The following is a 23,240-nucleotide window of genomic DNA, read 5'->3' as shown; positions in this document are numbered from 1 at the left end:
ATAGGAATAGATGTCAGCCGGTTTGAAGACGGCTTTCGATATCGCGGGCCGTTAGGCTGTAGAGCGTGTCGAGAAGCTCTGGAACCAGACTGCCAGGTCCCCCGCTCCGGGAAGCGGCGATTTCACCCGCAATGTTGAAGACGGACAGGCCAGATGCCGCGGCAAGCGCTGTATCTGGCTCAACGCTCGCAAACGCTGCGAGGACCGCGCCCCCCGCACAACCGGTGGCCGTCACTCGGGCCAAAAGAGGATGACCATTGCGCAGCCGGTAGTCTTCGCCCCGGCTCTCGATCTGATCCTCTTCACCGGTCACGGCAAAGACCGTTCCCTCCGAAATCAAGGCGTCAACGTCGGCCCGCGCATCAAAGAGAGCGGTCATCTCGGCTTCATTCGCCCGGACAAGAGACGGCAGCGTTTGCAAAAGCTCTTTAGCGTAGGCGCAGCGCTGCGGTGACCGATCCGCGAACACCGGATCAATGGTGATTGGCCGCCCGGCTTCTTTGGCCGCATCAATCGCAACCGGGATCGCCAAACGGCGGCTGTTGTCCAGTGTTCCCAGGTTGATCAGGAGTGCATCGGCAGATGCTGCAAAGCTCTGAACTTCCTCTGGTGCGATCGTCATCGACGGTACAGCGCCGAGCGCCAACAGAACATTGGCCGTAAAGCCTTGGGCAACCGTGTTGGTGATGGCATGAACGCGGGGTCTTTTTGTCCGCACCCGCTCCAGCAAGGAAAAGACGGTATCCGCAGACAGCGCCTGCGTGCTCGCGGCAATCGACAAACTCATGCATGGCCCCTTTTCAAGTTCAAAGAGCCGGCGTTCCGCGCCATCGTTTTTCGGACAATACGAAAAAGATCAGTCATGATCTCAAATCCCTCCGCCGGTACAAGCCGGATCAGGTTCTAGGAGTTGGCCATTCGCCTCTCAGCCCGATCCACAATTGCCGGGCACCCCCATGAGACAAAATCTTTCTACTAAGCCAGGCGCGGGTTTTCAAGTCCCACTTAGCTATTGTCGTGGTTCAAGCGCCGACTGCCGATTGACTGTTTGCAATAGATAGGCGATGTCGGGGCACAGTTCGTTTTTGCCCGCAGGAGCCCCCATGACCCCGTTTTTCGTGATGATCAAATGTCAGCTCGGCAAGACCTATCAGGTTGCCAATGCAATCGCGGATGCCGAGATCGCTTCGGAAGTCTACTCCACCAGCGGCGATTACGATCTTCTCGTGAAGTTCTATATCGAAGACGGTACTGACATTGGTCACTTCGTCAATGAGAAGGTGCACCCGATCGACGGCATCCAGGACACCAAGTCGATCATAACGTTCAAGGCGTTCTGACCATCCGGCATGTAGCCGCGCGAACTTGTCCGCGCGGCATTTCTTCAAGACTTGGACGGTGTCGATGCCCGGCGGTCCTTGGTCCGGTCAAGGCCAAGCCGGTGCTCCCGGTAAATCACGAAGATCCCGGCGGCCATAACGATCACCGCACCCACAATCACCTCAAGAACCGGCACCTCGGCAAAGACGATCCAGCCCACCAGGATCGCCCAGAGCATGTTCACATAATCAAAGGGCGCGATGGTCGACGCATCCGCATACCGGTAGCTTTGGGTCAAAAGGATCTGCCCCACACCGCCGAACAGGCCAATCATCACCAGTAGACCCGCTGTTTCCAGATCCGGGATGATCCAGGCCTGCTCCGGCCAGATCCAGCCGGCTGGAATGGTCAGAAGCGAGATCACGGTCGCCGACAAGGAAAACCAGGTGACAATGGTCGAGGTGCGCTCAGTGACACACAGCTTCCGGACCGTGATCATGGCAAGGGCGGCAAAGGCAGCGCCCATAAATCCAGCGATGGCCCCAAAGGTGGCGGAGTTGTCGAAATCCCCTTCTCCCAGGTGCGGTGACAAAACGACGAGGATGCCGACAAAACCAACTGCGACCGCGCTCCACCGATAGATCCGGACAGTTTCGCCCAGCATGAAGAAGGCTAAAACAACAACGATTAGCGGTGTGGCGAAGTTGATGGCCGTGGCATCAGGCAGCGGCAGCAGATCATAAGCGGTGAACATGCAAACCATGGCCGTCAGGCCGATGCAGGCGCGCACAAGATGCCCTTTTGGGTTCTGCGTCTGAAACGCAAGGCCAAGCTCCCCGCGTACCCCGACCATCATCAAAACCGGAAAGACGCCGAAAAAATTCCGCGCAAACACGAGCTCCCCGATCGGCACGCGTTCGGCCGCCATTTTCAGCGCTGTCACCATGGCGAAAAACACGATCGTTGAGGCCAGCTTCAGCCCAATGCCGATCAGAGGAGCCTGACGTGTCATTCCCGGTGGCGCTGGCGCGCGGGACTGCTGGGTTGCGGTGTTTTTTGACGCCATAAATCGGATCCAGATACTGGCTTACACCCGGCGCTTTCCGCGCCACGCACCAGTTTTGAAAGAATAACAGAACAGCGATGGCAATAGCGCCGCAAACAGATCCCAATCGGTCTGCCAAGCACTCAGGGTAAGAATTGCGCAAATCGCTTTAGAAGTGAGAGACCAGTATCTACCCCGGCCTCAATTTTTGCAATCTCGCGCATAGCCTTGGCAGATTAAACAGGGTCTGCCGATAAAATCGGCGTGTATGACCAACGTTTCCTCTTCAAAAGCAACTGAAAACCCGGCACATACCTGCTCCTGCCGTTACGGGCTCCTATACTTATAAAAAATCCCCGATTCGAAAGGCGCCGCCCCATGTTCCGATCGTTTTTCTTGAACCGTAAATGGTTCTTCTGGGCCTGGATCATCTCGGTGGTCATCCTTGGCGCCACCCAGTACCAGGTGAATCTGAACGTCGAGATCAACGAATGGTTCGGCAGCTTTTACGATCTCATTCAGCGCGCCTTGAGTGAGCCGGGCTCCGTCACGTTCGGCGAATACATGCGCGAACTGATGACGTTTTTGTACATTGCCGCGATTTTCGTGATTGTTGCGGTGATCCTGGACTTCATCACCAAGCACTTCGTGTTCCGTTGGCGCACAGCCATGAACGACTATTACATGGCCCATTGGCATGTGGTGCGTCATATCGAAGGGGCCTCCCAGCGCGTTCAGGAAGACACCATGCGCTTTGCGCGGATCATGGAGAGCCTTGGCGTCTCTTTCCTGCGCTCTGTCATGACACTGATCGCCTTTTTGCCAATCCTCTGGGAGCTGTCAGCCAACGTCACCGAACTGCCCTGGATCGGTCCCGTGGCTCACTCACTCGTCTACGTCGCGATCATTTCGGCAGCATCCGGTACGGTGTTGCTGGCCGTGGTCGGCTTGAAGCTGCCGGGGTTGGAATTCAACAATCAGAAGGTCGAAGCAGCCTACCGGAAAGAACTTGTCTACGGCGAGGACAATGAGGAGCGCGCCGATCCGCCCTCGGTGGATGAGCTCTTCGGTCATGTCCGCAAGAACTATTTCCGGCTCTTCTTTCACTACCTTTATTTCGACATCGCCAAATGGTCGTACCTGCAGGCAACAGTCCTTGTGCCTTACATTGCGCTCGGACCGACAATCGTGACCGGCGCCATCACCTTGGGCGTGATGCAGCAGATCGTGCGCGCGTTCTCACAGGTCGAAAACTCGTTCCAGTATCTGGTCAATGCCTGGACCACAATCGTCGAGCTGATCTCCGTCTACAAACGCCTCAGAGCCTTCGAAAGCCATATTTGGGAATACGAGCGCAACGGCGGCGTTCCACAAGAAATGCCAGCGGAGTAACAGAGGTCGTAGGGCAACCGGCAGACGGGAGTATCAGGGCTTGTCTGCCTGTTTACTCATTTGATCCATGGATCGCCCGAATAACAGCATCGGTGACTTCCCGGGTGTTGGCTGTCCCCCCCACATCGGGAGTGACGATACCTGCGTCGCAGACGCGTTCAACCGCTGTCATCAGACGCTGACTGGATGCCGCTTCACCCAGATGGTCCAGCATCTGCGATGCTGTCCAGAAAGTTGCGACCGGGTTTGCAATGCCCTTGCCCGTGATATCGAAGGCCGATCCATGAATGGGTTCGAACATCGACGGGAAGCGGCGCTCCGGATCAATGTTTGCTGTGGGGGCAACGCCCAGACTTCCAGCCAAGGCACCTGCCAGGTCGGATAAAATGTCCGCGTGGAGATTGGTTGCAACGATGGTGTCGAGGCTTTTCGGGGTCTTGACCATGCGCACGGTCATCGCGTCCACCAGCATCTTGTCCCACGTCACATCCGGAAACTCCTTCGCGACTTCGGCAGCGATCTCATCCCACATGACCATGCCGTGCCGTTGCGCGTTGGATTTGGTCACCACCGTCAGCAGTTTACGCGGTCGGGATTGCGCAAGCCGAAAGGCATAACGCATAATCCGCGTGACACCGACACGGGTGAAGATGGCGACTTCTGTGCCCACCTCTTCCGGCAGCCCGCGGTGCGCCCGTCCGCCATTTCCCGAATACTCGCCTTCCGAGTTCTCGCGCACGATCACCCAGTCCAGATCTCCGACACCCACGTCGCGCAGTGGCGACGTTACGCCCGGAATAATCTTCGTCGGCCGGACATTGGCGTATTGGTCGAACCCCTGACAGATCGGCAAGCGGAGCCCCCAAAGGGTAATGTGGTCTGGGACATCCGGTGCGCCGACAGCCCCGAAATAGATCGCGTCGAAAGGTTTAAGCTGTTCGAGGCCATCAGACGGCATCATCTCGCCGTACTTCTTGTACCGCTCTGATCCCCAATCGAAGAACGTCAGTTTAAAATCTACGTCACCGGCCCGCTGACCAAGCGCGGCCAACACTTCAGCACCCGCTTCGATCACTTCAGGCCCGATGCCGTCTGCCGGGATGGCTGCAATCTGGTAAGTGCGCATTTATTTCGCCGCCTGGATCGCATCCCAAATCCGGTGCGGGGTTGCCGGCATGTCCAATAGCTCCGAGACACCAGCGCCGTCCTTCAAAGCGTTCTGGATCGCGTTCATGACAGCAGCGCAGCCGCCGATCGTACCCGCTTCGCCGGCGCCCTTGATCCCCATTGCATTGGTCGTCGACGGCACATTTCGGGTCTGGAAGTCGAAATTCGGGACATCCGCAGCCCGCAAAAGCCGGTAATCCAGCAAAGACGCAGTCAAGAGCTGGCCGTCCTCGTCGAAAACCGTGTGCTCGCACAAGGCCTGACTGATGGCAGACGCCGCCCCGCCATGAACCTGACCAGCCAACAGCAGCGGGTTCACGGTGACGCCGAAATCATCGACGATGACGTAGTTCTGGATATCGACATCGCCGGTGTCCGGATCTACTTCCAGTTCGCAGATGTGGGTGCCGTTCGGATAAGTCGCCTCGGTTTGTTTGACCTCTTCGCGCGCCTGCACGGGCTCACCGGCCCCGGCAGCGATTTCGGCAAGGGTCACCTGCTGGTCAGTACCGACAACGCGGACCATGCCGCTGTCGAGTTCAAGATCGTCAATGCCCGCTTCCAGCTTGTCGGCAGCGAGTTCCTTGACCTTCTTGACCAAGGCAACGCTGGCTTCCTTGACCGATGGTAGCCCGAGCGGAATGGAGCGAGACCCACCGGTCCCGCCGCCTTTACGCACCCGGTCGGTGTCGCCCTGAATGACCTCGACATCCTCGATGTTGACGCCGAACTGTTCCGCAACGACCTGGCTGTAAGCTGTCGCATGGCCCTGACCGTTGGTCTGGGTACCGATCAGAAGCGTCAGATTGCCGTTCGCCCCGATCTCGACGGTCGCCTCTTCCCCACCTGGGAAGGCACAGGCCTCAATGTAGGAGCAAATGCCGAAACCGCGGAACCTTCCCGCGCCCTGACTTGCCTCCTGACGCGCCTTGAAACCTCCCCAATCAGCGGTCTCCAAAGCTTTCTCCAGATGACCCTGATAATCTCCAGTGTCATACATCCGGCCGGTCTGGGTGGTGTAAGGAAGCTGTTCCTTCGTGATGAAGTTGAGCTTCCGGAATTCGACCGGGCCAAGACCGGTCTCCTCACCCGCCTTGTCGATCAGCCGTTCAATCAAGTAGGCAGCTTCCGGACGCCCAGCGCCGCGGAACGCGTCGGTCGGCACTGTGTGACTGTAGACACCTTCCACCTTCGCAAACACGGCCGGAATGTCGTAAAGGCCGGATGTCATGGTGGTGCCGACCCAGGGAATAAACGGGCCGAACTGGTGCAGATAGGCGCCCATTGCCGCCTTCACATGCACCTTCATACCCAAAATCTTGTTGTCTGGATCCAGAGCCAGCTCGGCATGGGAGAGATTGTCCCGGCCATGAGCATCGGTGACAAAATGATCCATCCGCTCACCAGCCCAGCGCACCGGCACGCCCAGCGCTTGAGCCGCCAGCATCGCCAGCGGATATTCGCGGTAACAGAAGATTTTGGTCCCAAAACCACCTCCGACTTCCGGCGTTACAACCTGAACCTTGTCCGCTTCAAGGCCAAGGATTTGGCAAAGGACATCCCGCATCCCGTGCCCGCCCTGAGTTCCAAGGGTCAGCTTGAAACGGTCGCTGGCACTCTCAAACTCGGCCACGCAGCCGCGCAGTTCCATATAGTTGGCAACAATCCGGTTGTTGACGAGATCGATTGAAACCGTTTTCGCCGCGTTGGCAAAAGCCGCATCGGTTTTCTCTGCATCGCCGTGCCCGAAGGTAAAGGCAACGTTTGTACCGAACTCCGGCCAGACTTTGACAGCATCCGGCGCAAGCGCGTCTTCCATTTCAACCACGACATCCAGAGGATCGTAGTCGACCTCCAACATCTCGGCGGCATCACGTGCGCCCTGCAACGTGTCCGCCACAACAAAGGCAATTGCGTCGCCGACATAACGAACCGTGTCGGAACACAGGAGCGGCTGCGTCGGTAGATTGAAATTACTGCCGTCGATCTGCTTCAAGATGGCCCGTGTCGGCATGGACTTGCCCGCCACGTCCGCACCGGTCAGCACCATACGGACGCCATCCATCGCCCGCACTTCATCTGCATTTGCGATGGTGATCTTGGCATGAGCCATCGCCGAGCGGAGCACAAAAGAATGCAGGCACCCTTCCGGCTGGTAATCGCCGGTATAGATCCCCTCTCCCGTAATGAGCGGCAGATCTTCTTTGCGGCGCAACGGCGCGCCAACACCGAATTTCGGAGTAGCCATTTGGTTCATGGAAGAGGCCTTCAGTTGACTTAAGTCTTTGCCGGTTGTCTGCAGCGCCTGGGATGCGCCAGCGGCGGGTTGACCACAATATAGTCCGGCGCAATTAAACTGGCCAGTGCACTTTTTTGCAAGTCGTGGCTGCGAAGCCCTTCCCTTCTTACCGAATTCCAGTAGGTTTGTTCGCACACTCTCTTTTTGACCGTCGCTCTGCCCGCCTAGCCGGAACCCAAACTCTTCTCGGTCAAATGCCTCTGATAAAACGCGACACGCCCTAAATGGATTCCACACCCAACAAAACGACGGCAGACCCGGCGGAACCCAAACCGTCATCACCGAACCATTTCATCGGGCGGTTGGCGGAGCGCATCGGTCAGCTGCCGCCAAACACAATCGGTGCGCTGTGGATTCTGCTCGCCGCTTTCCTGTTTTCCATCATGGTGACGCTGATCAAGTTTCTCGGTCAGGATCTCTCCGTGTTTCAGATCCTCGTTGTCCGACAGGCGCTGATGCTGCTGATCGTGGCGCCCAAGATCCTGCCGGGACTGCCCGGCTCGCTTGCCACAAAACGCCCGGGGCTGCAGCTGACCCGGATTGTCTTTGCGACCTCCGCAATGCTGCTTGGTTTCACCGCGATCATTGAGATGCCACTTGCAGATGCGACGGCGATCAGCTTTTCCAAGACGTTTTTCATCACCATCTTCGCCATCTGGTTCTTGGGTGAGCAAGTCGGCAAACATCGCTGGGGAGCGACCATCGTTGGCTTTTTGGGAGTACTTTTGATGCTCCGGCCAAGTGGCGAAGGACTTGTGGATCCCTTTGCCCTGATGGCGCTTGGCAGTGCGGCCTGTGCCGGGATGGTGATGATCGTCATCCGCATCCTGACCCGGACCGACCCGCCCAATACGATCCTCACCTATCAGGCGATGGGCGTTGGCCTCATCATGATCATACCTGCATGGATGACCTGGCAAGCTCCGACCCTGGAACAATGGGCCTTGCTGGCGGCTGTTGGGTTCTTTTCCTGGGCCGGGCAAATGGCCAACATCAAGGCGTTCCAGGCTGGTGAAGCTACAGCCATCGCCTCGCTCGACTACACCCGCCTGCTGTACGCAACCTTGTTCGGGGCCTTGATCTTCAGCCAGTGGCCCGGAGTTGAAACACTCATCGGGGCCAGCGTGGTTATCGCGGCCTCGATCTACACCGTTCGCCGCGAAGCCATTCGGGGCCGCCAACTGGCCCGCGCTTCGGACGGTCGCGGGTACTCCAACTAAAAACGCGCCCGAATGGGGCGCGTTTAGGGTCGGATTTCTAGAAGCCAAAGGACTTAAGCGGCGGCAGCGGCGCGTTTGGCAGCCTCTTCTTCCACGAGTTCCTTTTTCGACAGTTTGCCAACCATAGTCTTTGGCAACTCGTCGCGGAACTCGATTTCCCGCGGCATTTCAATGGCCGACAGGTGATCCTTCAGGAAGGCCTTCAGGTCACCGGCGGTCAGAGAATGACCGTCTTTGAGCTTGATGAACGCTTTCGGCGACTGGCCACGGTATTCGTCAGGGATCGCGATCACGATGGTCTCGTCGACCGCCTCGTTTTGATAAATCGCTTCCTCAATGACACGCGGATACACATTGTAGCCGGAACACAAGATCAGGTCCTTGATCCGGTCGACCAGATAAATGAAGCCGTCTTCGTCCTGGTAGCCGACGTCACCGGTGTGCAGGTAGCCATCTTCTGTTATGGTTTCTGCTGTGGCGTCGTCCCGCTTCCAGTACCCCTTCATCACCTGCTGGCCGTGGATCAGGAGTTCGCCCTTCTCGCCTTGAGCGACCTCGGTCTTGCGATCCTCAATATCTACGAACCGCACCTTGGTGCCAGGAACCGGACGTCCGATCGATCCTGCGCGGCGGTTCTCGTCCAGCGGATTGACCGCAGCAACCGGAGACGACTCGGTGAGGCCATAGCCTTCGACCAGAATACAGCCAGTCAGTTTTTCGAAGTTTTCTTTCACTTCAACAGGCAGCGGTGCACCGCCGGAGATGCACAAGTTGATGCTGGAAAGATCGTATTTCTTGGTCTCGTGTGAGTTGTTGATCGCCGTGTAGATGGTTGGCACCCCGGGGAACAGGGTGACTTTCTTCCGAACGATCGACTCCAAGAGCATCTTCAACTCAAACCGTGGCTGCAGCACCATCTCCGCCCCGAGAATGACGGAGAGATTCTGCCCCACCGTCATGGCGAACACATGAAAGAACGGCAGCACACAGAGCATCTTTTCCTCGCCCGGCTGGGCTTTCTCGAAGATGTCTCGCATCTGTTCGATATTGGCGCAGAGGTTCTTATGCGTCAGCATTGCCCCTTTCGGCACACCGGTTGTCCCACCGGTGTATTGCAGAACGGCGATTGTTTCTTCCGGATCGATCTCAACCGGTTTCGGCTTGCTGCCCTTGGTCTGCAGATCTTCAAAACGGACATGCGCCTCGTCCTGCGGGATCGCGGCAAGTTCCTTGCGCTTGAACAAGCTGAAGAGTGTCTTTTTGATGGTCGGCAGACAGAACGTCATCGGACAGACGATGATCTTGTCCAGAACACGTTCTTTCCGGACGTTCTCGACTTTGTCGTAGATCACTTTCAGATCCATGGTGACCATAATGCGCACATCGGCGTCTCGGGCCTGGAAAGCAATTTCGCGCTCAACATATAGTGGATTGAAGTTCGCGACCGTGCCGCCGATCTTCAGGATCGCGAAGTAGAAGATCGTGTAAAAAGGGGTATTGGGCAGGCACAACCCGACATGCACGCCAGGCCCTACGCCCATGGCTTGCAATCCGGCCGCGGTGCGGTCAACCAGGTCGCCCATCTCACGATAGGACCAGACCTTGCCCATGAAGTCGGCCGCCGGCCGATCCCCAAAGCGTTCCGCTGAATTGTCGAGGTATTCGTGAATTGGACGGACCTTAAATGCCGCGTTCCACTCCTCCGCACTCGTCATGACGTTCTCCAACGTGTTTTCTCCGGCTCCTTTTACATGTGAGCCGGTTGACCGATTCAGCCCCCCTACAGCTGAATCCTCCTCCCTGATCGGCAATGCATATCGCGATGCCGACGCCGGTGTTCCCTACTGACATGACCCAAGCTTCCGTTCACGTCAACCAGCGACGTAACGACACCCCCGCAACTTTTTTGCACTTCTAGGTGTAAATTGCCCCAAAATTGACCAGACCTGCCCTCAATAGTTGCTTTCATAGGTCATGTCGGCTCCGAACGAGGACGCTCTCTAGCGGCTTGGCCAGCGCCAGCGGGGCGGTTCCGCATCGGCGACTTGCGTCTCTCCGAGTTCCTTGTGGAGATGATGATGAAGGCACCCACGCTCTCCGGCAAGAGCATTCACCAAAGGTTCCGCATGCGAGACAACCAGCACCTGGGTCTTTTCGGCAGCTTTCGAAATCAAGCGGGCCAACGGTTCCAGGAGCGAGGGATGCAGGCTGGTTTCCGGCTCGTTCAAAACGATCAATGGCGCCGGGCGCGGAGACAAGAGCGCAGCCGTCAAAAGCAGATACCGCAATGTACCGTCAGAAAGCTCAGCGGCCCGTAACGGCCTCAGCAGCCCCTTCTGTCGCATGAGCAGTTCAAAGTACCCCTCATTGACGGTGATCTCGATCTCCGCTCCGGGAAACGCATCGTCAATCGCCTCCGCCAACGCGACTTCATCGCCAATCTCCAAAATAGTCTGAAGGGCGGCTGCCAGGTCTGCGCCATCAGCGGAAAGCGCGGGTGTGCGCGTCCCGATCTTCGGAAACCTGGCCGGTGCCTCCCGGTCGGTGCGAAGGTGATCATAGAACCGCCACGCACGCATCCGTTCCCGGAGCACCAGGAGCTCCAGACCGTCTTTCGGGTCGGCGGCATGGGTCATCATGCTGTCAAACCGGGCCAGATTTTGGACCACCGGCAGGCGTTGCCCTTGTTGGTTCAAGACCCGAACCGACGGGCCGTTGCGCCCGGCAATTTCGTTAGACCGTGACAACGCCTCTCCCGCCCAAAGCGCTTCACATTTGATTTCAGGGTCCATTGAAAAATAAGAACGGCCGGCATCAGCGGGCAGTCCAAGGTCGATCGCGTAACCGTAATCTTCGTCCGCAAATCCAAGTTTAAGGGCAACAGTTCCCTTTCGAACCGTGCCTTGCACCGGCACCTCTCCCCGCTTCATGGCGCGTGACACGGTTTCCGGACCAGCCCAAAGCGTTGAATTCAAGCCACCTTCGGAGGCGAGCGATGCAATAGCCCGTCCTTGCGCGACTTCGGCCAGGAGCCGGATCGAGCGGTACAGGCTGGATTTGCCGCTGCCGTTGGCACCGGTGATCAAGGTGATCCGGTCGAGCGGTAATATGAGGTCACGCAAGGAGCGGTAACCGGAGACGGCAAAAGTTAGAAGCATGTCTGGATCCTAGAAACTGGCCAGAATTCGTTTTGGACTTTGCAAAAACCCGAACTAAGCTGGAAGATCAGCGGGCGTTAAATCGGGATCGATTTCACGCCGAACGCTGATCGCTCTTAAAGGAGCACCGAGGCAGCCTGTTGCCTGAATGCAGAAATTGAAAGGCCATGTTTAATCCCAAAGAGGCGGCGGACGATAGCCGCGCTTTGAACATTGTCATATTATTTTTCGTTGCCGTTGCGGTGATCTTCTCGATCGGTCTCCACTTCGACAGCGCCCTCAAATACTGGCTACTCAGCAAATTCGGTGAAACTGCGACCGGGACCGTTGTGCAGATCACCAAACCCTCGACCGATCCGAATGAGATGCGTGACCTCGCCCGGCAAAGCCCTCGCAACTATTTGAAAAACCGCCAGACTTGGGTGACCGGTGACAGCCTGCTGATTGAGTTTCAACCAGAAAGCGGAACGCTTGAATATGTCTCTTTCAAGCGACCGCCCGGGAGCACTGTCGGCCAGGCAGGCAAAGCAATCGACATCGTCTACCTGCCGCTCAATCCCCGGATCGCGCACCCGCACGCTCATCTTGCCGACTTTGCTTTTGACGCCAAGATCATGATGGGCTCGCTCATTGCCGCGATGATCACCTTTTGGCTGCTGGTTGAAGCATTTGTTTCGTGGATCAGGTTCCGGAAAACCATGCGCCATTACTGACGACCAGAAGCGCTACGCCCCCCGATCAACCAGTTCGAACTTGTTGACGTCAAACACACCGAAATCGGTGATCTTGAGATGCGGAATAACCGGCAACGGCAAAAACGCGACTTGAAGAAACGGTTCCGCCAGTGTGCAGCCAAGAGCTTTCGCGGCATGTCGAAGGTCCTCCAGGTCATGACGCACCGTCTCGAACGGCTCCAGGCTCATGAGCCCGGCAAGTGGCAGGGCCAACTCGGCCTTCACGCCGTCTTGGCCGGCGACCGCAAATCCGCCCTTCATGGCAATCACCCGGTTGACTGCATGGGCCATCGCCGCTTCGTCTGCGCCGACAACACAGATATTGTGACTATCATGGCCAACCGAAGACGCGATGGCTCCTTGTTTCATGCCGAAGCCGTGGACGAATCCGAGGCCGATGTTGCCGGTGCCCTTGTGCCGTTCAACGACTGCGACCTTCAGAACGTCCTGCTCAAAATCCACCAGGGTCTTGCCGCCATTTACCGGCAACGTGCGTTTCAGATGCTCCGTGATGATTTTGCCGGGGATGACACCAATCACATCGGCTTCGCTGTTGCGGGCTGGAATGTTGAACGATGCCGCACTGACCTCATTGGCCTTGACGCTATCAAGTCCGACAGGCGCGACAATGCTACGGGTCGCAAAGGCGGCATCATCGGCGACGACACCGCCACAGATCGCGGCTTCAACACGGCAGTCTTCGAAATCGCTCAAAAGTGCGATGTCGGCGCGTTTTCCGGGAGCCAATACGCCCCTGTCCTTCAGGCCAAAGGCGTTTGCTGCTGACCAGCTTGCGGCGCGATAAGCGTCGAGCGGGCGGATCCCCTTGGCAATCAAGCGCCGGATCATGCTGTCCAGATGCCCCTCTTCCGCGATGTCCAGCGGATTGCGATCATCGGTGCACAGCGCCACAAAAGCCGAGGTATCGGAGGTCAGGATTGGCGCCAACGCATCGAGATCCTTGCACACCGACCCCTCACGCATCAGCACAGCCATCCCCTTGGAGAGCTTTTCCCGCGCTTCTTCAGCTGACGTCGCCTCGTGATCGGTGCGGATTCCGGCCGCCAGATAACCATTGAGCGGTTTGCCGCCGAGCAACGGGGCATGACCGTCAATATGTCCATCCTGGAAAGCTGCGAGCTTAGCGAGCACCTTCGGATCGCGCGCCAGAACACCGGGGAAATTCATGAACTCCGCAAGACCAATAACGCTCGGGTGGTCTTTGAACGGCAGAAGATCTTCTATTTCCAGACAAGCCCCGGCTGTCTCGAATGCGGTTGCCGGAACGCAAGACGACAGGTTCACCTTTAAGTCCATGACTGTCTGCAGCGAGCTGTCCAAAAAGTACCGAATGCCCTCTGCACCCAGCACGTTGGCAATCTCATGCGGGTCGCAAATCGCTGTCGTGACCCCATGTGGCAGGACACAGCGATCAAATTCGAACGGTGTCACCAACGAAGATTCGACATGGAGATGCGTATCGATGAAACCCGGCACAGCCGTCAGGCCGTTTCCGTCGATGGTGTTTTCCGCCTCATAGGTATCATGCGTTCCAACAATTCGGTCGCCGACGATGGCAATATCCGTCGTCACAGTCGACCCGTCGACGACGCTGAACATCTGGACGTTCTTGATGACCAGATCCGCCGCAACCTCCCCCGCACCCGCGGCTATAGCCTTGTTCAAAAAGCTCTCATCGTGGCGGTGCGACATGGTTCGGATCTCCTGTTCTTTTTCTAGAAGCGGACCTTAACGTTCAGCAGCCCGGATCAGAAAGCCCCAAGCGGCATTTTCCACGTGGCAGATTTCTGCGTGCACTTCATCACCCCTGTCAAAGGGCAATCGAGCTCCAACCTCTGTCCAAATCGAGCGTATTATTTCGAATTTGATCTTCAACGTCACTTTCGATTAATTAAATCACATTTAATAATTATCGAAAGCTCAATCACCTACCGCAGGACAGCAACGAAACGCTGCGGCGCAGCACGGAAATCGAATTGACAGTTTCCCGAATGGCGAGAATAATTTTTCCAAAATAAATAATTATGGTCTTGCAGTGAAAGCGGACCCGGAATGAACGAGGGAGGAGGCCAATGGATGAAATCCGGAAAAGCGGCCGCGGCTCGAATTCTGTCCAGCTGAGACGCTATAACGAGCGGATCGTCTTACAGATATTGCGGCGCGCGGGAGAAGCGTCGAAGGCCGAACTCGCCCGGGCTGTGCAACTGACGAATGCGGCTATTGGCGCGATCATTCAGACCCTCATCGAAGAGGGTCTCATCGTGGAAGCTGGAAAACGCCATGATGGCAGCCGCGGTCAGCCCGCGACAATTCTGAAACTCGCGCCGCGGGGCGCATTTTCCTTTGGCGTTCGTCTGGACCGGACGAGCCTGGAAACGGTGCTGATGGATTTTTCCGGTCAGATCATCAATCGCCGAACGCATGAGATGATCCTGCCGGAGCCCGCAAAAGCCCTTACGATCCTGACTGATGACCTGGAACAGTTGCGGGAAGACCTAAGCGAGGGAGAACAGGATCGCATCACCGGCATCGGGCTTGCTCAACCCTTTAATCTCGGCGCCTGGCTCCATGAACTCGGCTTGCCTGAAGCGCACTTCAAGGACTGGGAGGATTACGACCTTGCGAGTGCCCTTGAAGAGGAAACCGGTCTTCCGGTCTTCAGTGAAAACGACGGCACGGCAGCCGCTGTTGCAGAGCTTTTTTATGGTGTTGGGCGTCAGAACGACAACTTTCTCTACCTGTTCCTGGGACCCGCAATTGGCGGCGGCTTGGTGATGAACGGTGATGTCGTTCGCGGCGTTTCCGGCAATGCTGGTGACGTGGCGATGATCCCGGTTCCGCCGAGCAAATTGCCGACCGCCAACGCTCCGCGTCAGGAATGGGACTTGCTCCTGGCAAGGGCCAGCCTGGTTGCTCTCGCCCGGCATATGTCACCGGAGAACTTTTCCAATTTGAGCCGCACTGATTTGCGCCAGGCTATAGAGGCAGCAGACGACAAGGCACGCGAATGGACAGAAGACTGTGTCAGCGCACTCGCCGTTGCGCTCCGCTCAGCCTTTGCGATCCTCGACATGCCTCTGGTCGTTTTGGACAGTGACCTCGGGAATGAATTCAACACAAGCTTTGCAGAAGCGATGGCGTCAGCTGTTGCAGATGCAGCGCCGGAGAGCCGGACCTCGCCTCAGATGGCAACCGGCAGCTTCGGACAGGATGCCGGTGCCGTCGGCGCGGCCAGCCTGCCACAGTTTTTCAACTTCTCGCCCCGGACAGCGATCCTTACTGGAGGCAGGTCGCTTGGACCTGCCGGATCTGGCCGGAGCGAAGACCGTGCCGGTTTTCCGGCGCGGGCAGCACGGTTGGGGTCACATCTGGCCACACCCAACCGTGTTTAGAAACAGGCCAGGGAGGAAACATACAATGATCCGCAAACTACTCGCGACCGGTTCCGTTCTTGCCGCAATGGCAGCGACACCGGCCATGGCGGCTGACCTGTCCGCCTGCCTGATCACCAAAACGGACACCAACCCGTTTTTCGTGAAGATGAAAGAAGGCGCGACGGCAAAAGCCGAAGAACTCGGCATTGAACTGAAGTCTTTCGCTGGCAAGGTCGATGGCGACCACGAGACCCAGGTTGCAGCGATTGAAACCTGCATCGCAGATGGCGCCAAGGGCATTCTGCTAACGGCATCCGACACCTCTTCCATCGTACCTGCTGTCCAGCAAGCGCGCGACAATGGGCTTCTGGTCATTGCACTCGACACACCGCTGAACCCGATCGACGCAGCCGATGCCACGTTTGCAACCGACAACTTCCTGGCCGGTGAACTGATCGGCAAATGGGCGGCCGGTTCGCTTGGCGATGAGGCGGCAAATGCCAAGATCGCAATGCTTGATCTTGCCATCAGCCAACCAACTGTCGGCGTGTTGCGCGACCAAGGCTTCCTGCAGGGCTTCGGCATCGATCTTGGCGATCCGAACAAGTGGGGCGATGAGACCGATCCGCGGATCGTTGGCAACGATGTCACGCAGGGCAACGAAGAAGGCGGCCGCCGAGCGATGGAAAACCTGCTCGCCAAAGATCCGATGATCAACGTCGTCTACACGATCAATGAACCGGCTGCAGCCGGCGCCTATGAAGCTCTCAAGTCAATTGGCCGGGAAAACGATGTTCTGATCGTCTCCGTCGACGGTGGCTGCCCAGGTGTTCAAAACGTCAAGGACGGCGTCATTGGCGCAACCTCGCAGCAATATCCGCTGTTGATGGCCTCGCTCGGCATCGAAGCCATCAAGGAGTGGGCGGACAACGGCAACAAGCCGGAGCCGACACCAGGCAAGGAATTCTTTGATACCGGTGTTGCACTTGTGACTGACCAGCCGGTGGATGGCGTTGAGTCCATCGACACAACCGAAGGCACAAATCTTTGCTGGGGTTAAACCGGTAAAGAAGGAACCGAAGCAAAAGGGGCAAGGCTGCCTTGCCCCTTTTTCTTAAGGCGCATAGAGGGAAACGGGCATGACCTCAGAGACGAAGACGGAACGCGGCCCTGCAGAATTTGAATCTGCAGCATCAAAAGGCCCGCAATCCGTTGCCGAGTTCGACGATCACCATCAGACCATCGGGCAAAAAATCCAGCACACCCTGCACCAGACGCCGTCTCTCGTGCCGCTGATTGTGTTGCTCTTGTCGATACTGATCTTCGGATTGTTGCTGGGTTCGAAGTTCTTCTCGCCTTTCGCCATGACGCTGATCCTCCAACAGGTTCAGATCGTCGGCATCGTGGCCGCGGCTCAGAGCATCGTGATCCTCACAGCTGGCATCGACTTATCGGTCGGTGCCATCATGGTTCTGTCGTCAGTGGTCATGGGTCAATTCACGTTCCGCTATGGGCTTCCTGTCGAAGTTGCCATTGCAGCCGGGCTGATTTGCGGAACGATCTGCGGCTACATCAACGGCTTCCTGGTGGCTGTCGTCAAACTGCCACCCTTCATCGTGACGCTCGGAATGTGGCAAATCGTTCTTGCGACCAACTTCCTCTATTCGGCGAACGAGACCATTCGCTCACAGGACATTTCTGAACACGCTCCCTTGCTCCAGTTCTTTGGCAACAAGGTTTCTGTTGGTGGTGCGATCTTCACCTATGGCGTGATTTTCATGGTGCTGCTGGTTTTGGTACTGGCCTACGTCTTACGTCAAACCGCGTGGGGCCGGCATGTTTATGCGATCGGAGATGATCCGGAAGCAGCGCAATTGTCAGGGGTTCAGGTCAAGCGCGTCCAGATTTCCGTGTACATGCTCTCCGGTCTGATCTGCGCCTTCGCCGGCTGGGCGATGATCGGCCGGATTGGATCCGTATCACCGACAACCGGTCAGCTTGCAAATATTGAATCCATTACGGCCGTGGTGATTGGCGGCATCTCGCTGTTCGGCGGACGCGGATCGATCCTTGGAACCCTGTTCGGAGCCTTGATTGTTGGCGTCTTCACGCTTGGGCTGCGCCTGCTCGGGGCGGATGCCCAGTGGACCTATCTCCTGATCGGCCTTCTCATCATCGCGGCGGTTGCTGTCGACCAGTGGATCAGAAAGGTATCTGTCTGATGGAACCCGTTCTTCAAGCAAGCAATCTGGTCAAACGCTACGGCCGTGTCGTTGCCATGGACCATGCCGATTTCGAACTCTATCCGGGCGAAATCCTGGCTGTGATTGGCGACAACGGCGCTGGAAAATCGACCTTGATAAAGGCGCTCAGCGGTGCAGTTTTGCCGGATGAGGGAGAAATCCGGCTCGATGGCAAGCCGGTGCATTTCCAGTCGCCCATCGACGCGCGATCTGCCGGCATCGAAACCGTCTACCAGACCCTCGCCATGTCCCCGGCCTTGTCCATCACCGACAACATGTTCATGGGACGCGAGCTGCGCAAACCTGGCTTTCGCGGCACATGGCTCCGCCAGCTCGACCACAAAAAAATGGAGCAGATTGCCCGGGACAAATTGAACGAGCTTGGCCTTTTGACCATTCAAAACATCAACCAGGCCGTCGAAACCCTGTCCGGTGGCCAGCGCCAGGGGGTTGCCGTTGCCCGGGCAGCTGCGTTCGGCTCGAAAGTGGTCATCATGGACGAACCGACGGCGGCCCTTGGCGTGAAGGAAAGCCGGCGGGTTCTGGAGTTGATCAAGGACGTCAAAGCGCGCGGTCTGCCGATCGTTCTGATCAGCCACAACATGCCGCACGTTTTCGAAGTCGCCGATCGCATTCACATTCACCGGCTGGGCCGGCGCGCCTGTGTGATCAAACCGGACGACTTTTCGATGTCGGATGCCGTCGCGATTATGACAGGCGCCATGGATCCGCCGGAAGACATGGCGGCTTGAACGCTCGAATACAAAAAGAACTGGAACAACAATGTATTTGATTTGCGGTGAAGCCCTGTTCGATTTGTTCGGGGCAGACACCTCTGGAACAAGCGTCGGCTTTGACGGCCGGATCGGCGGATCGCCCTTCAACGTCGCCATGGGTCTTGCCCGGCTCGGCGAAGACGCCGCGTTTTTCGGCGGCATATCGAACGACGTTCTTGGCGAGAAGCTGGTTGGGAAACTGAGAGACGAAGGGGTTGCCGACCGCTTTGTTGTACGCAGCGACAATCTGACGACCCTGAGCCTGGTTCAACAGGACCCTAACGGACAACCCGCCTATACATTCTATGGCGCCAATGCGGCTGACAGGATGATAACCGAAGGAGATCTCCCAGTTTTCGAGGTTCCGCCGTCGTTCATTCACATTGGGTCTTTTACGGCGCTCACAGAGCCTGTGGCTTCGGCACTAAAAACCTTGATCGCAAGAGAGCATGCTCGGTGCCTCATCTCCTTTGACCCCAATATCCGGCCAACTGTCGTCGCCGATATGGACAAGTGGCGGACCAACACAACCGCGATTGTTCCGTACACTGACGTCATCAAAGTCAGCGATGAAGACCTCGCTTTGATCGCCCCGGGAGAACCTGTCGAGGCGATTGCTCGTGATTGGCTCGCAGAAGGCGCCAAGCTGGTGATTGTCACGCGCGGGAAAGACGGGGCCTCCGCCTACACAGATCAATCCGAAGCAAGTGTGCCCGGCGTTGCAGTCGACGTGGTCGACACAGTTGGCGCCGGAGACACCTTCCAGGCTGCCCTATTGTCCGGCCTGAAAATAATGGGTGCAAACAACCGCGAGGGCCTCACGGCGCTCGACCCTGCGCAACTCACACGATTGCTCACATTTTGCACTCAAGCCGCAGCAATCACCTGTTCGCGGCGCGGGGCCGATCTCCCGACCAAGGCTGATCTTGAAAAAGAGGGCTGCTCTTTGGTTTGAGGGGCTGACAAGAGAATTAAATCGATTTAAAAGACATCCGAATGTCACGATGCTTAGACTAGAACGGCGAAATTCGCCGGCTTGGAAGGGATGAGAACATGGCGGTCCGCGTCATTGAAGTAGCCGAATTCGACCTGGTTGTGTTCGGTGCCTCTGGAGACCTTGCACATCGCAAGCTGTTGCCGGCCCTTTACCACCGGGATGCGGACGGACAAATGCCCGACAACGCGCGGATCATTGCCAGCGCGCGCCGTGACTATTCGGACGATGATTATCGCGATTACGCCCGGAAGGCCTTGAAGGAGCACGTCTCCGATCTCGACGACGCGCATCTGGAGAAATTCCTGAAACGGATCCGGTATGTGAAGATCGACATCGGGACAGGCGAAGGCTTCGAAGACCTCAAGACCATTCTGGAAGAACGTGAAGATGTCATTCGCGCGTTTTACCTTGCTGTCGGCCCGGACCTCTTTGGCACCATATGCGAAAATCTCGGCAAGATCGGCGTTGTGAACTCCCATTCCCGCGTGGTTATGGAAAAGCCGATCGGCAAAGACGGCGCATCGGCCAAGGCATTGAACGCAACCGTCGGCGCAGTGTTCAACGAAGACCAGATCTTCCGGATCGACCACTACCTCGGCAAGGAGACCGTGCAGAACCTGATGGCTCTGCGGTTTGCCAACGCCCTGTTCGAGCCCCTTTGGAACGCCGCTCACATTGATCATGTCCAGATCACGGTCGCCGAGTCGCTGGGGACCGGTGGCCGGGCCGGCTATTACGACACGGCGGGCGCACTCCGCGACATGGTCCAGAACCACATTCTGCAGCTTTTGTGCCTGGTGGCCATGGAACCGCCAGAGTCGATGAACGCCGACAGTGTGCGCGATGAAAAACTGAAGGTTCTGAAAGCCCTCGCCCCGATTGGCGAGCACAATGCAGACAAACTGACCGTCCGCGGCCAATACCGCGCCGGAGCTTCGGCTGGCGGTGCGGTTCCTGGATATCTGCAAGAACTCGGCAATGACGAAAGCCGGACGGAAACCTTCGTGGCCCTGAAAGCGGAAATTGCCAACTGGCGTTGGGCCGGTGTGCCGTTCTACTTGCGCACCGGCAAGCGCCTCGCCCAACGGGTTTCCGAGATCGTCGTTCAGTTCCGACCTATTCCACACTCGATCTTCGACGAGGAAGCCGGTGCGATCACTGCAAACCGCCTCATCATACGCCTTCAGCCAGACGAAGGCGTACAGATGAAGGTGATGATTAAGGACCCGGGCCCAGGCGGCATGCGCCTGCGCCAGGTGCCACTCGACATGAGTTTTGCCGATGCCTTCAAGGTCCGGAACCCGGATGCCTATGAACGGCTAATTATGGATGTGATCCGCGGCAACCAGACCCTTTTCATGCGCCGCGATGAGGTGGATGCGGCCTGGGCTTGGATTGATCCGATCCAGGCAGCCTGGGCAGCTTCCAAGGAAACGCCAAAGGGGTACACGGCCGGAACATGGGGTCCATCGGCCTCCATCGCCCTGGTTGAACGTGACGGCCGCACCTGGGCGGAAGACGAACTGGTTTAAACGCTGGAAAGTGCGTCTTTCGACGCATATTTCTGCGATTTAAATCGATTAAATGACACAAACAGTCATTACGCTCTATCTAAAGAGTTGAGAGAGACCGGCTTCAATACTGCCGGAGGATGAGGGAGACAAGCCATGGCCATCAGGGATCGTGTCGGCGAGGTCACCGAACGGATCGTCAAACGCAGCCACGACAGTCGAAGTGTCTATCTTGAACGCATCAGCAAGGCTGCAGACCAAGGCCCGCAGCGTTCGCGATTGTCCTGCGGCAACCTCGCCCACGGATTTGCCGCATGCGGCCTGTCCGACAAAGCCGCCTTGTCCGGTGATGTGGTACCGAACCTCGGCATAATCACCGCATACAACGACATGTTGTCCGCCCATCAACCTTATGAGACCTATCCGGACCTGATCCGGCAGGCAGCGCGGGAGGTCGGAGCGGTGGCGCAGGTCGCAGGCGGCGTACCGGCCATGTGCGATGGGGTCACCCAAGGCCAGGACGGCATGGAGCTGTCCCTGTTCTCGCGAGATGTGATTGCCATGGCGGCAGCTGTCGGCCTGTCGCACCAGATGTTTGATGCGGCCGTGTTCCTCGGCATCTGCGACAAGATCGTGCCTGGCCTCACGATAGCAGCTCTGTCTTTCGGCCATCTGCCGGCTGTCTTCATTCCGGCAGGCCCAATGACCACGGGGATCTCAAACGACGAGAAAGCGAAGGTTCGCCAGCTCTATGCGGAAGGCAAAGTTGGCCGTGACGCGCTTCTGGAGTCAGAGTCCAAGGCCTACCACTCTCCCGGCACCTGTACGTTTTACGGCACTGCAAATTCCAACCAGATGCTAATGGAAATCATGGGCCTGCACATGCCTGGGGCATCTTTCGTCAATCCGGGCACGCCACTCCGCGAAGCTTTGACCAAGGAAGCGGCCAAGCGTGCGCTGGCAATCTCCGCCCTTGGCAACGAGTTCACCCCTGCCGGTGAAATCATCAACGAAAAAGCCATCGTCAACGGGGTTGTCGGCCTCCACGCCACCGGCGGCTCAACGAACCACACCATGCATTTGGTGGCGATGGCCGCAGCGGCCGGGATCCGGCTGACCTGGGACGACATCTCCGACCTATCGGATGTGGTTCCACTGCTGGCACGTGTTTATCCGAACGGGAAAGCCGACGTGAACCACTTCCAGGCTGCCGGTGGTCTTGCGTTCCTGATCCGCGAGCTTTTGGGTGACGGATATCTCCATCAGGATGTGAAAACCGTCTACGGCAGTGATCTCACCGGTTATACGGTCGAAGCCAAACTCGACGCGGACGGCAATGTCATCCGGAACCCCGCCCCGCAAGTCTCCGGCGATGAGACGGTTCTGGCACCAGCCAACAAAGCATTCCAGCCGACGGGCGGTCTGAAAATGCTGACCGGAAACATCGGCAAAGCGGTGATCAAGATCTCCGCAGTTGCCAAGGAACGCCATATCATTGAGGCCCCGGCCCGCGTCTATCACTCGCAGGAAGACTTCCTGAAAGCGTTTTCCAACAAGGAACTCAATGGAGACGTGGCAGCTGTTGTCCGGTTCCAGGGCCCAAAAGCCTGCGGCATGCCGGAGCTTCACAAGCTGACCCCATCCCTTGGCATCCTTCAAGATCGTGGTCATAAAGTTGCGCTCATTACGGATGGCCGCATGTCCGGCGCATCGGGCAAGGTTCCAGCGGCCATTCACGTGACACCGGAAGCTGCAAATGGCGGCCCGATCGCAAAGATCCAGGACGGTGACCTCATCCGCATCAATGCGATTACCGGTGAACTGACGGTTCTCGTTGATGAAGCCGAGTTCAACGCGCGGCCGGTTGCACAAGAAGATCTAAGCCATCATCAATTCGGTGTTGGCCGCGATCTGTTTGCTGCCTTCAGGGCCAATGTCGGAACGGCAGATGCCGGCGCGCATGTTTTTGACGTTTAAGGAAAG

Annotated in this window: 18 protein-coding genes and 1 riboswitch; of the genes, 11 read left to right on the top strand and 7 right to left on the bottom strand. The window is 57.4% G+C overall.

Going from position 1 to position 23,240, the window contains the following annotated elements; translation table 11 throughout:
• Positions 1-13: 13 nt before the first annotated feature.
• On the bottom strand, positions 14-787 hold the full coding sequence (gene thiM, locus ACQY4Z_RS19725) for a hydroxyethylthiazole kinase (protein WP_428524124.1): 774 nt from the start codon (positions 785-787) through the stop codon (positions 14-16).
• Between the two features lie 68 nt (positions 788-855).
• A riboswitch (TPP riboswitch) is annotated at positions 856-966 on the bottom strand.
• 137 nt (positions 967-1,103) lie between these two features.
• On the opposite strand from thiM, the gene ACQY4Z_RS19720 reads away from it, so the two are divergent.
• A complete protein-coding gene (locus ACQY4Z_RS19720; RefSeq protein ID WP_040450828.1) occupies positions 1,104-1,340 on the top strand; it encodes an Lrp/AsnC ligand binding domain-containing protein in 237 nt (78 codons plus the stop codon).
• 44 nt (positions 1,341-1,384) lie between these two features.
• Here the strand turns inward: ACQY4Z_RS19720 and ACQY4Z_RS19715 are convergent, their stop codons facing one another.
• Positions 1,385-2,386 (bottom strand): DMT family transporter, encoded by a 1,002-nt coding sequence (locus ACQY4Z_RS19715; protein WP_428524122.1) that lies wholly within the window; start codon positions 2,384-2,386, stop codon positions 1,385-1,387.
• Positions 2,387-2,743: 357 nt separating this feature from the next.
• Between ACQY4Z_RS19715 and ACQY4Z_RS19710 the strand changes: the two genes are divergently transcribed.
• Positions 2,744-3,757 (top strand): putative transporter, encoded by a 1,014-nt coding sequence (locus ACQY4Z_RS19710; protein WP_209174110.1) that lies wholly within the window; start codon positions 2,744-2,746, stop codon positions 3,755-3,757.
• Positions 3,758-3,809: 52 nt separating this feature from the next.
• On the opposite strand, the gene ACQY4Z_RS19705 is transcribed toward ACQY4Z_RS19710, so the two are convergent.
• Together ACQY4Z_RS19705 and ACQY4Z_RS19700 are read right to left on the bottom strand one after the other, a co-directional pair.
• Positions 3,810-4,883: a tartrate dehydrogenase gene (locus ACQY4Z_RS19705; RefSeq protein WP_428524120.1), complete on the bottom strand. Its 1,074-nt coding sequence runs from the start codon at positions 4,881-4,883 to the stop codon at positions 3,810-3,812.
• Positions 4,884-7,181, bottom strand: coding sequence for a xanthine dehydrogenase family protein molybdopterin-binding subunit (locus ACQY4Z_RS19700; RefSeq protein ID WP_428524118.1), 2,298 nt, complete (start codon positions 7,179-7,181; stop codon positions 4,884-4,886).
• A gap of 266 nt (positions 7,182-7,447) precedes the next feature.
• On the opposite strand from ACQY4Z_RS19700, the gene ACQY4Z_RS19695 reads away from it, so the two are divergent.
• Entirely contained in the window at positions 7,448-8,443 is a 996-nt protein-coding gene (locus ACQY4Z_RS19695) for a DMT family transporter (RefSeq protein ID WP_428524116.1), read from the top strand.
• A gap of 53 nt (positions 8,444-8,496) precedes the next feature.
• On the opposite strand, the gene ACQY4Z_RS19690 is transcribed toward ACQY4Z_RS19695, so the two are convergent.
• The gene (locus ACQY4Z_RS19690) at positions 8,497-10,158 is read right to left on the bottom strand and encodes a long-chain-fatty-acid--CoA ligase (RefSeq protein WP_428524114.1); all 1,662 of its coding nucleotides are present in this window, start codon (positions 10,156-10,158) and stop codon (positions 8,497-8,499) included.
• Positions 10,159-10,443: 285 nt separating this feature from the next.
• A complete protein-coding gene (locus tag ACQY4Z_RS19685) occupies positions 10,444-11,601 on the bottom strand; it encodes an AAA family ATPase (RefSeq protein ID WP_306149061.1) in 1,158 nt (385 codons plus the stop codon).
• Between the two features lie 167 nt (positions 11,602-11,768).
• Here ACQY4Z_RS19685 and ACQY4Z_RS19680 point away from each other — a divergent pair, with 167 nt between their 5' ends.
• Positions 11,769-12,314, top strand: coding sequence for a hypothetical protein (locus tag ACQY4Z_RS19680; protein WP_422022305.1), 546 nt, complete (start codon positions 11,769-11,771; stop codon positions 12,312-12,314).
• Positions 12,315-12,326: 12 nt separating this feature from the next.
• On the opposite strand, the gene ade is transcribed toward ACQY4Z_RS19680, so the two are convergent.
• Entirely contained in the window at positions 12,327-14,048 is a 1,722-nt protein-coding gene (ade, locus tag ACQY4Z_RS19675; protein ID WP_428524111.1) for an adenine deaminase, read from the bottom strand.
• A gap of 380 nt (positions 14,049-14,428) precedes the next feature.
• Here ade and ACQY4Z_RS19670 point away from each other — a divergent pair, with 380 nt between their 5' ends.
• From ACQY4Z_RS19670 to edd, 7 genes are all read left to right on the top strand, one after another.
• A complete protein-coding gene (locus ACQY4Z_RS19670; protein WP_428524109.1) occupies positions 14,429-15,748 on the top strand; it encodes an ROK family transcriptional regulator in 1,320 nt (439 codons plus the stop codon).
• Positions 15,749-15,773: 25 nt separating this feature from the next.
• Entirely contained in the window at positions 15,774-16,790 is a 1,017-nt protein-coding gene (locus ACQY4Z_RS19665) for a sugar ABC transporter substrate-binding protein (protein ID WP_428524107.1), read from the top strand.
• A 79-nt stretch (positions 16,791-16,869) separates the two neighbouring features.
• Positions 16,870-17,952 (top strand): ABC transporter permease, encoded by a 1,083-nt coding sequence (locus ACQY4Z_RS19660; RefSeq protein WP_428524105.1) that lies wholly within the window; start codon positions 16,870-16,872, stop codon positions 17,950-17,952.
• On the top strand, positions 17,952-18,725 hold the full coding sequence (locus tag ACQY4Z_RS19655; RefSeq protein ID WP_428524103.1) for an ATP-binding cassette domain-containing protein: 774 nt from the start codon (positions 17,952-17,954) through the stop codon (positions 18,723-18,725). The genes ACQY4Z_RS19660 and ACQY4Z_RS19655 overlap by 1 nt, the downstream gene beginning before the upstream one ends.
• Before the next feature lie 31 nt (positions 18,726-18,756).
• A complete protein-coding gene (locus tag ACQY4Z_RS19650; RefSeq protein ID WP_428524101.1) occupies positions 18,757-19,704 on the top strand; it encodes a carbohydrate kinase family protein in 948 nt (315 codons plus the stop codon).
• A gap of 98 nt (positions 19,705-19,802) precedes the next feature.
• Positions 19,803-21,278, top strand: a complete 1,476-nt coding sequence (gene zwf / locus ACQY4Z_RS19645; protein ID WP_428524099.1) for a glucose-6-phosphate dehydrogenase — start codon at positions 19,803-19,805, stop codon at positions 21,276-21,278.
• 135 nt (positions 21,279-21,413) lie between these two features.
• Positions 21,414-23,234 (top strand): phosphogluconate dehydratase, encoded by a 1,821-nt coding sequence (gene edd / locus ACQY4Z_RS19640; RefSeq protein WP_428524097.1) that lies wholly within the window; start codon positions 21,414-21,416, stop codon positions 23,232-23,234.
• The last annotated feature ends 6 nt before the right edge of the window (positions 23,235-23,240 follow it).

Source organism: Roseibium sp., assembly GCF_965276855.1.
Taxonomy (GTDB): Bacteria; Pseudomonadota; Alphaproteobacteria; order Rhizobiales; family Stappiaceae; genus Roseibium.
This window is presented reverse-complemented; position numbering and strand designations above follow the sequence as displayed.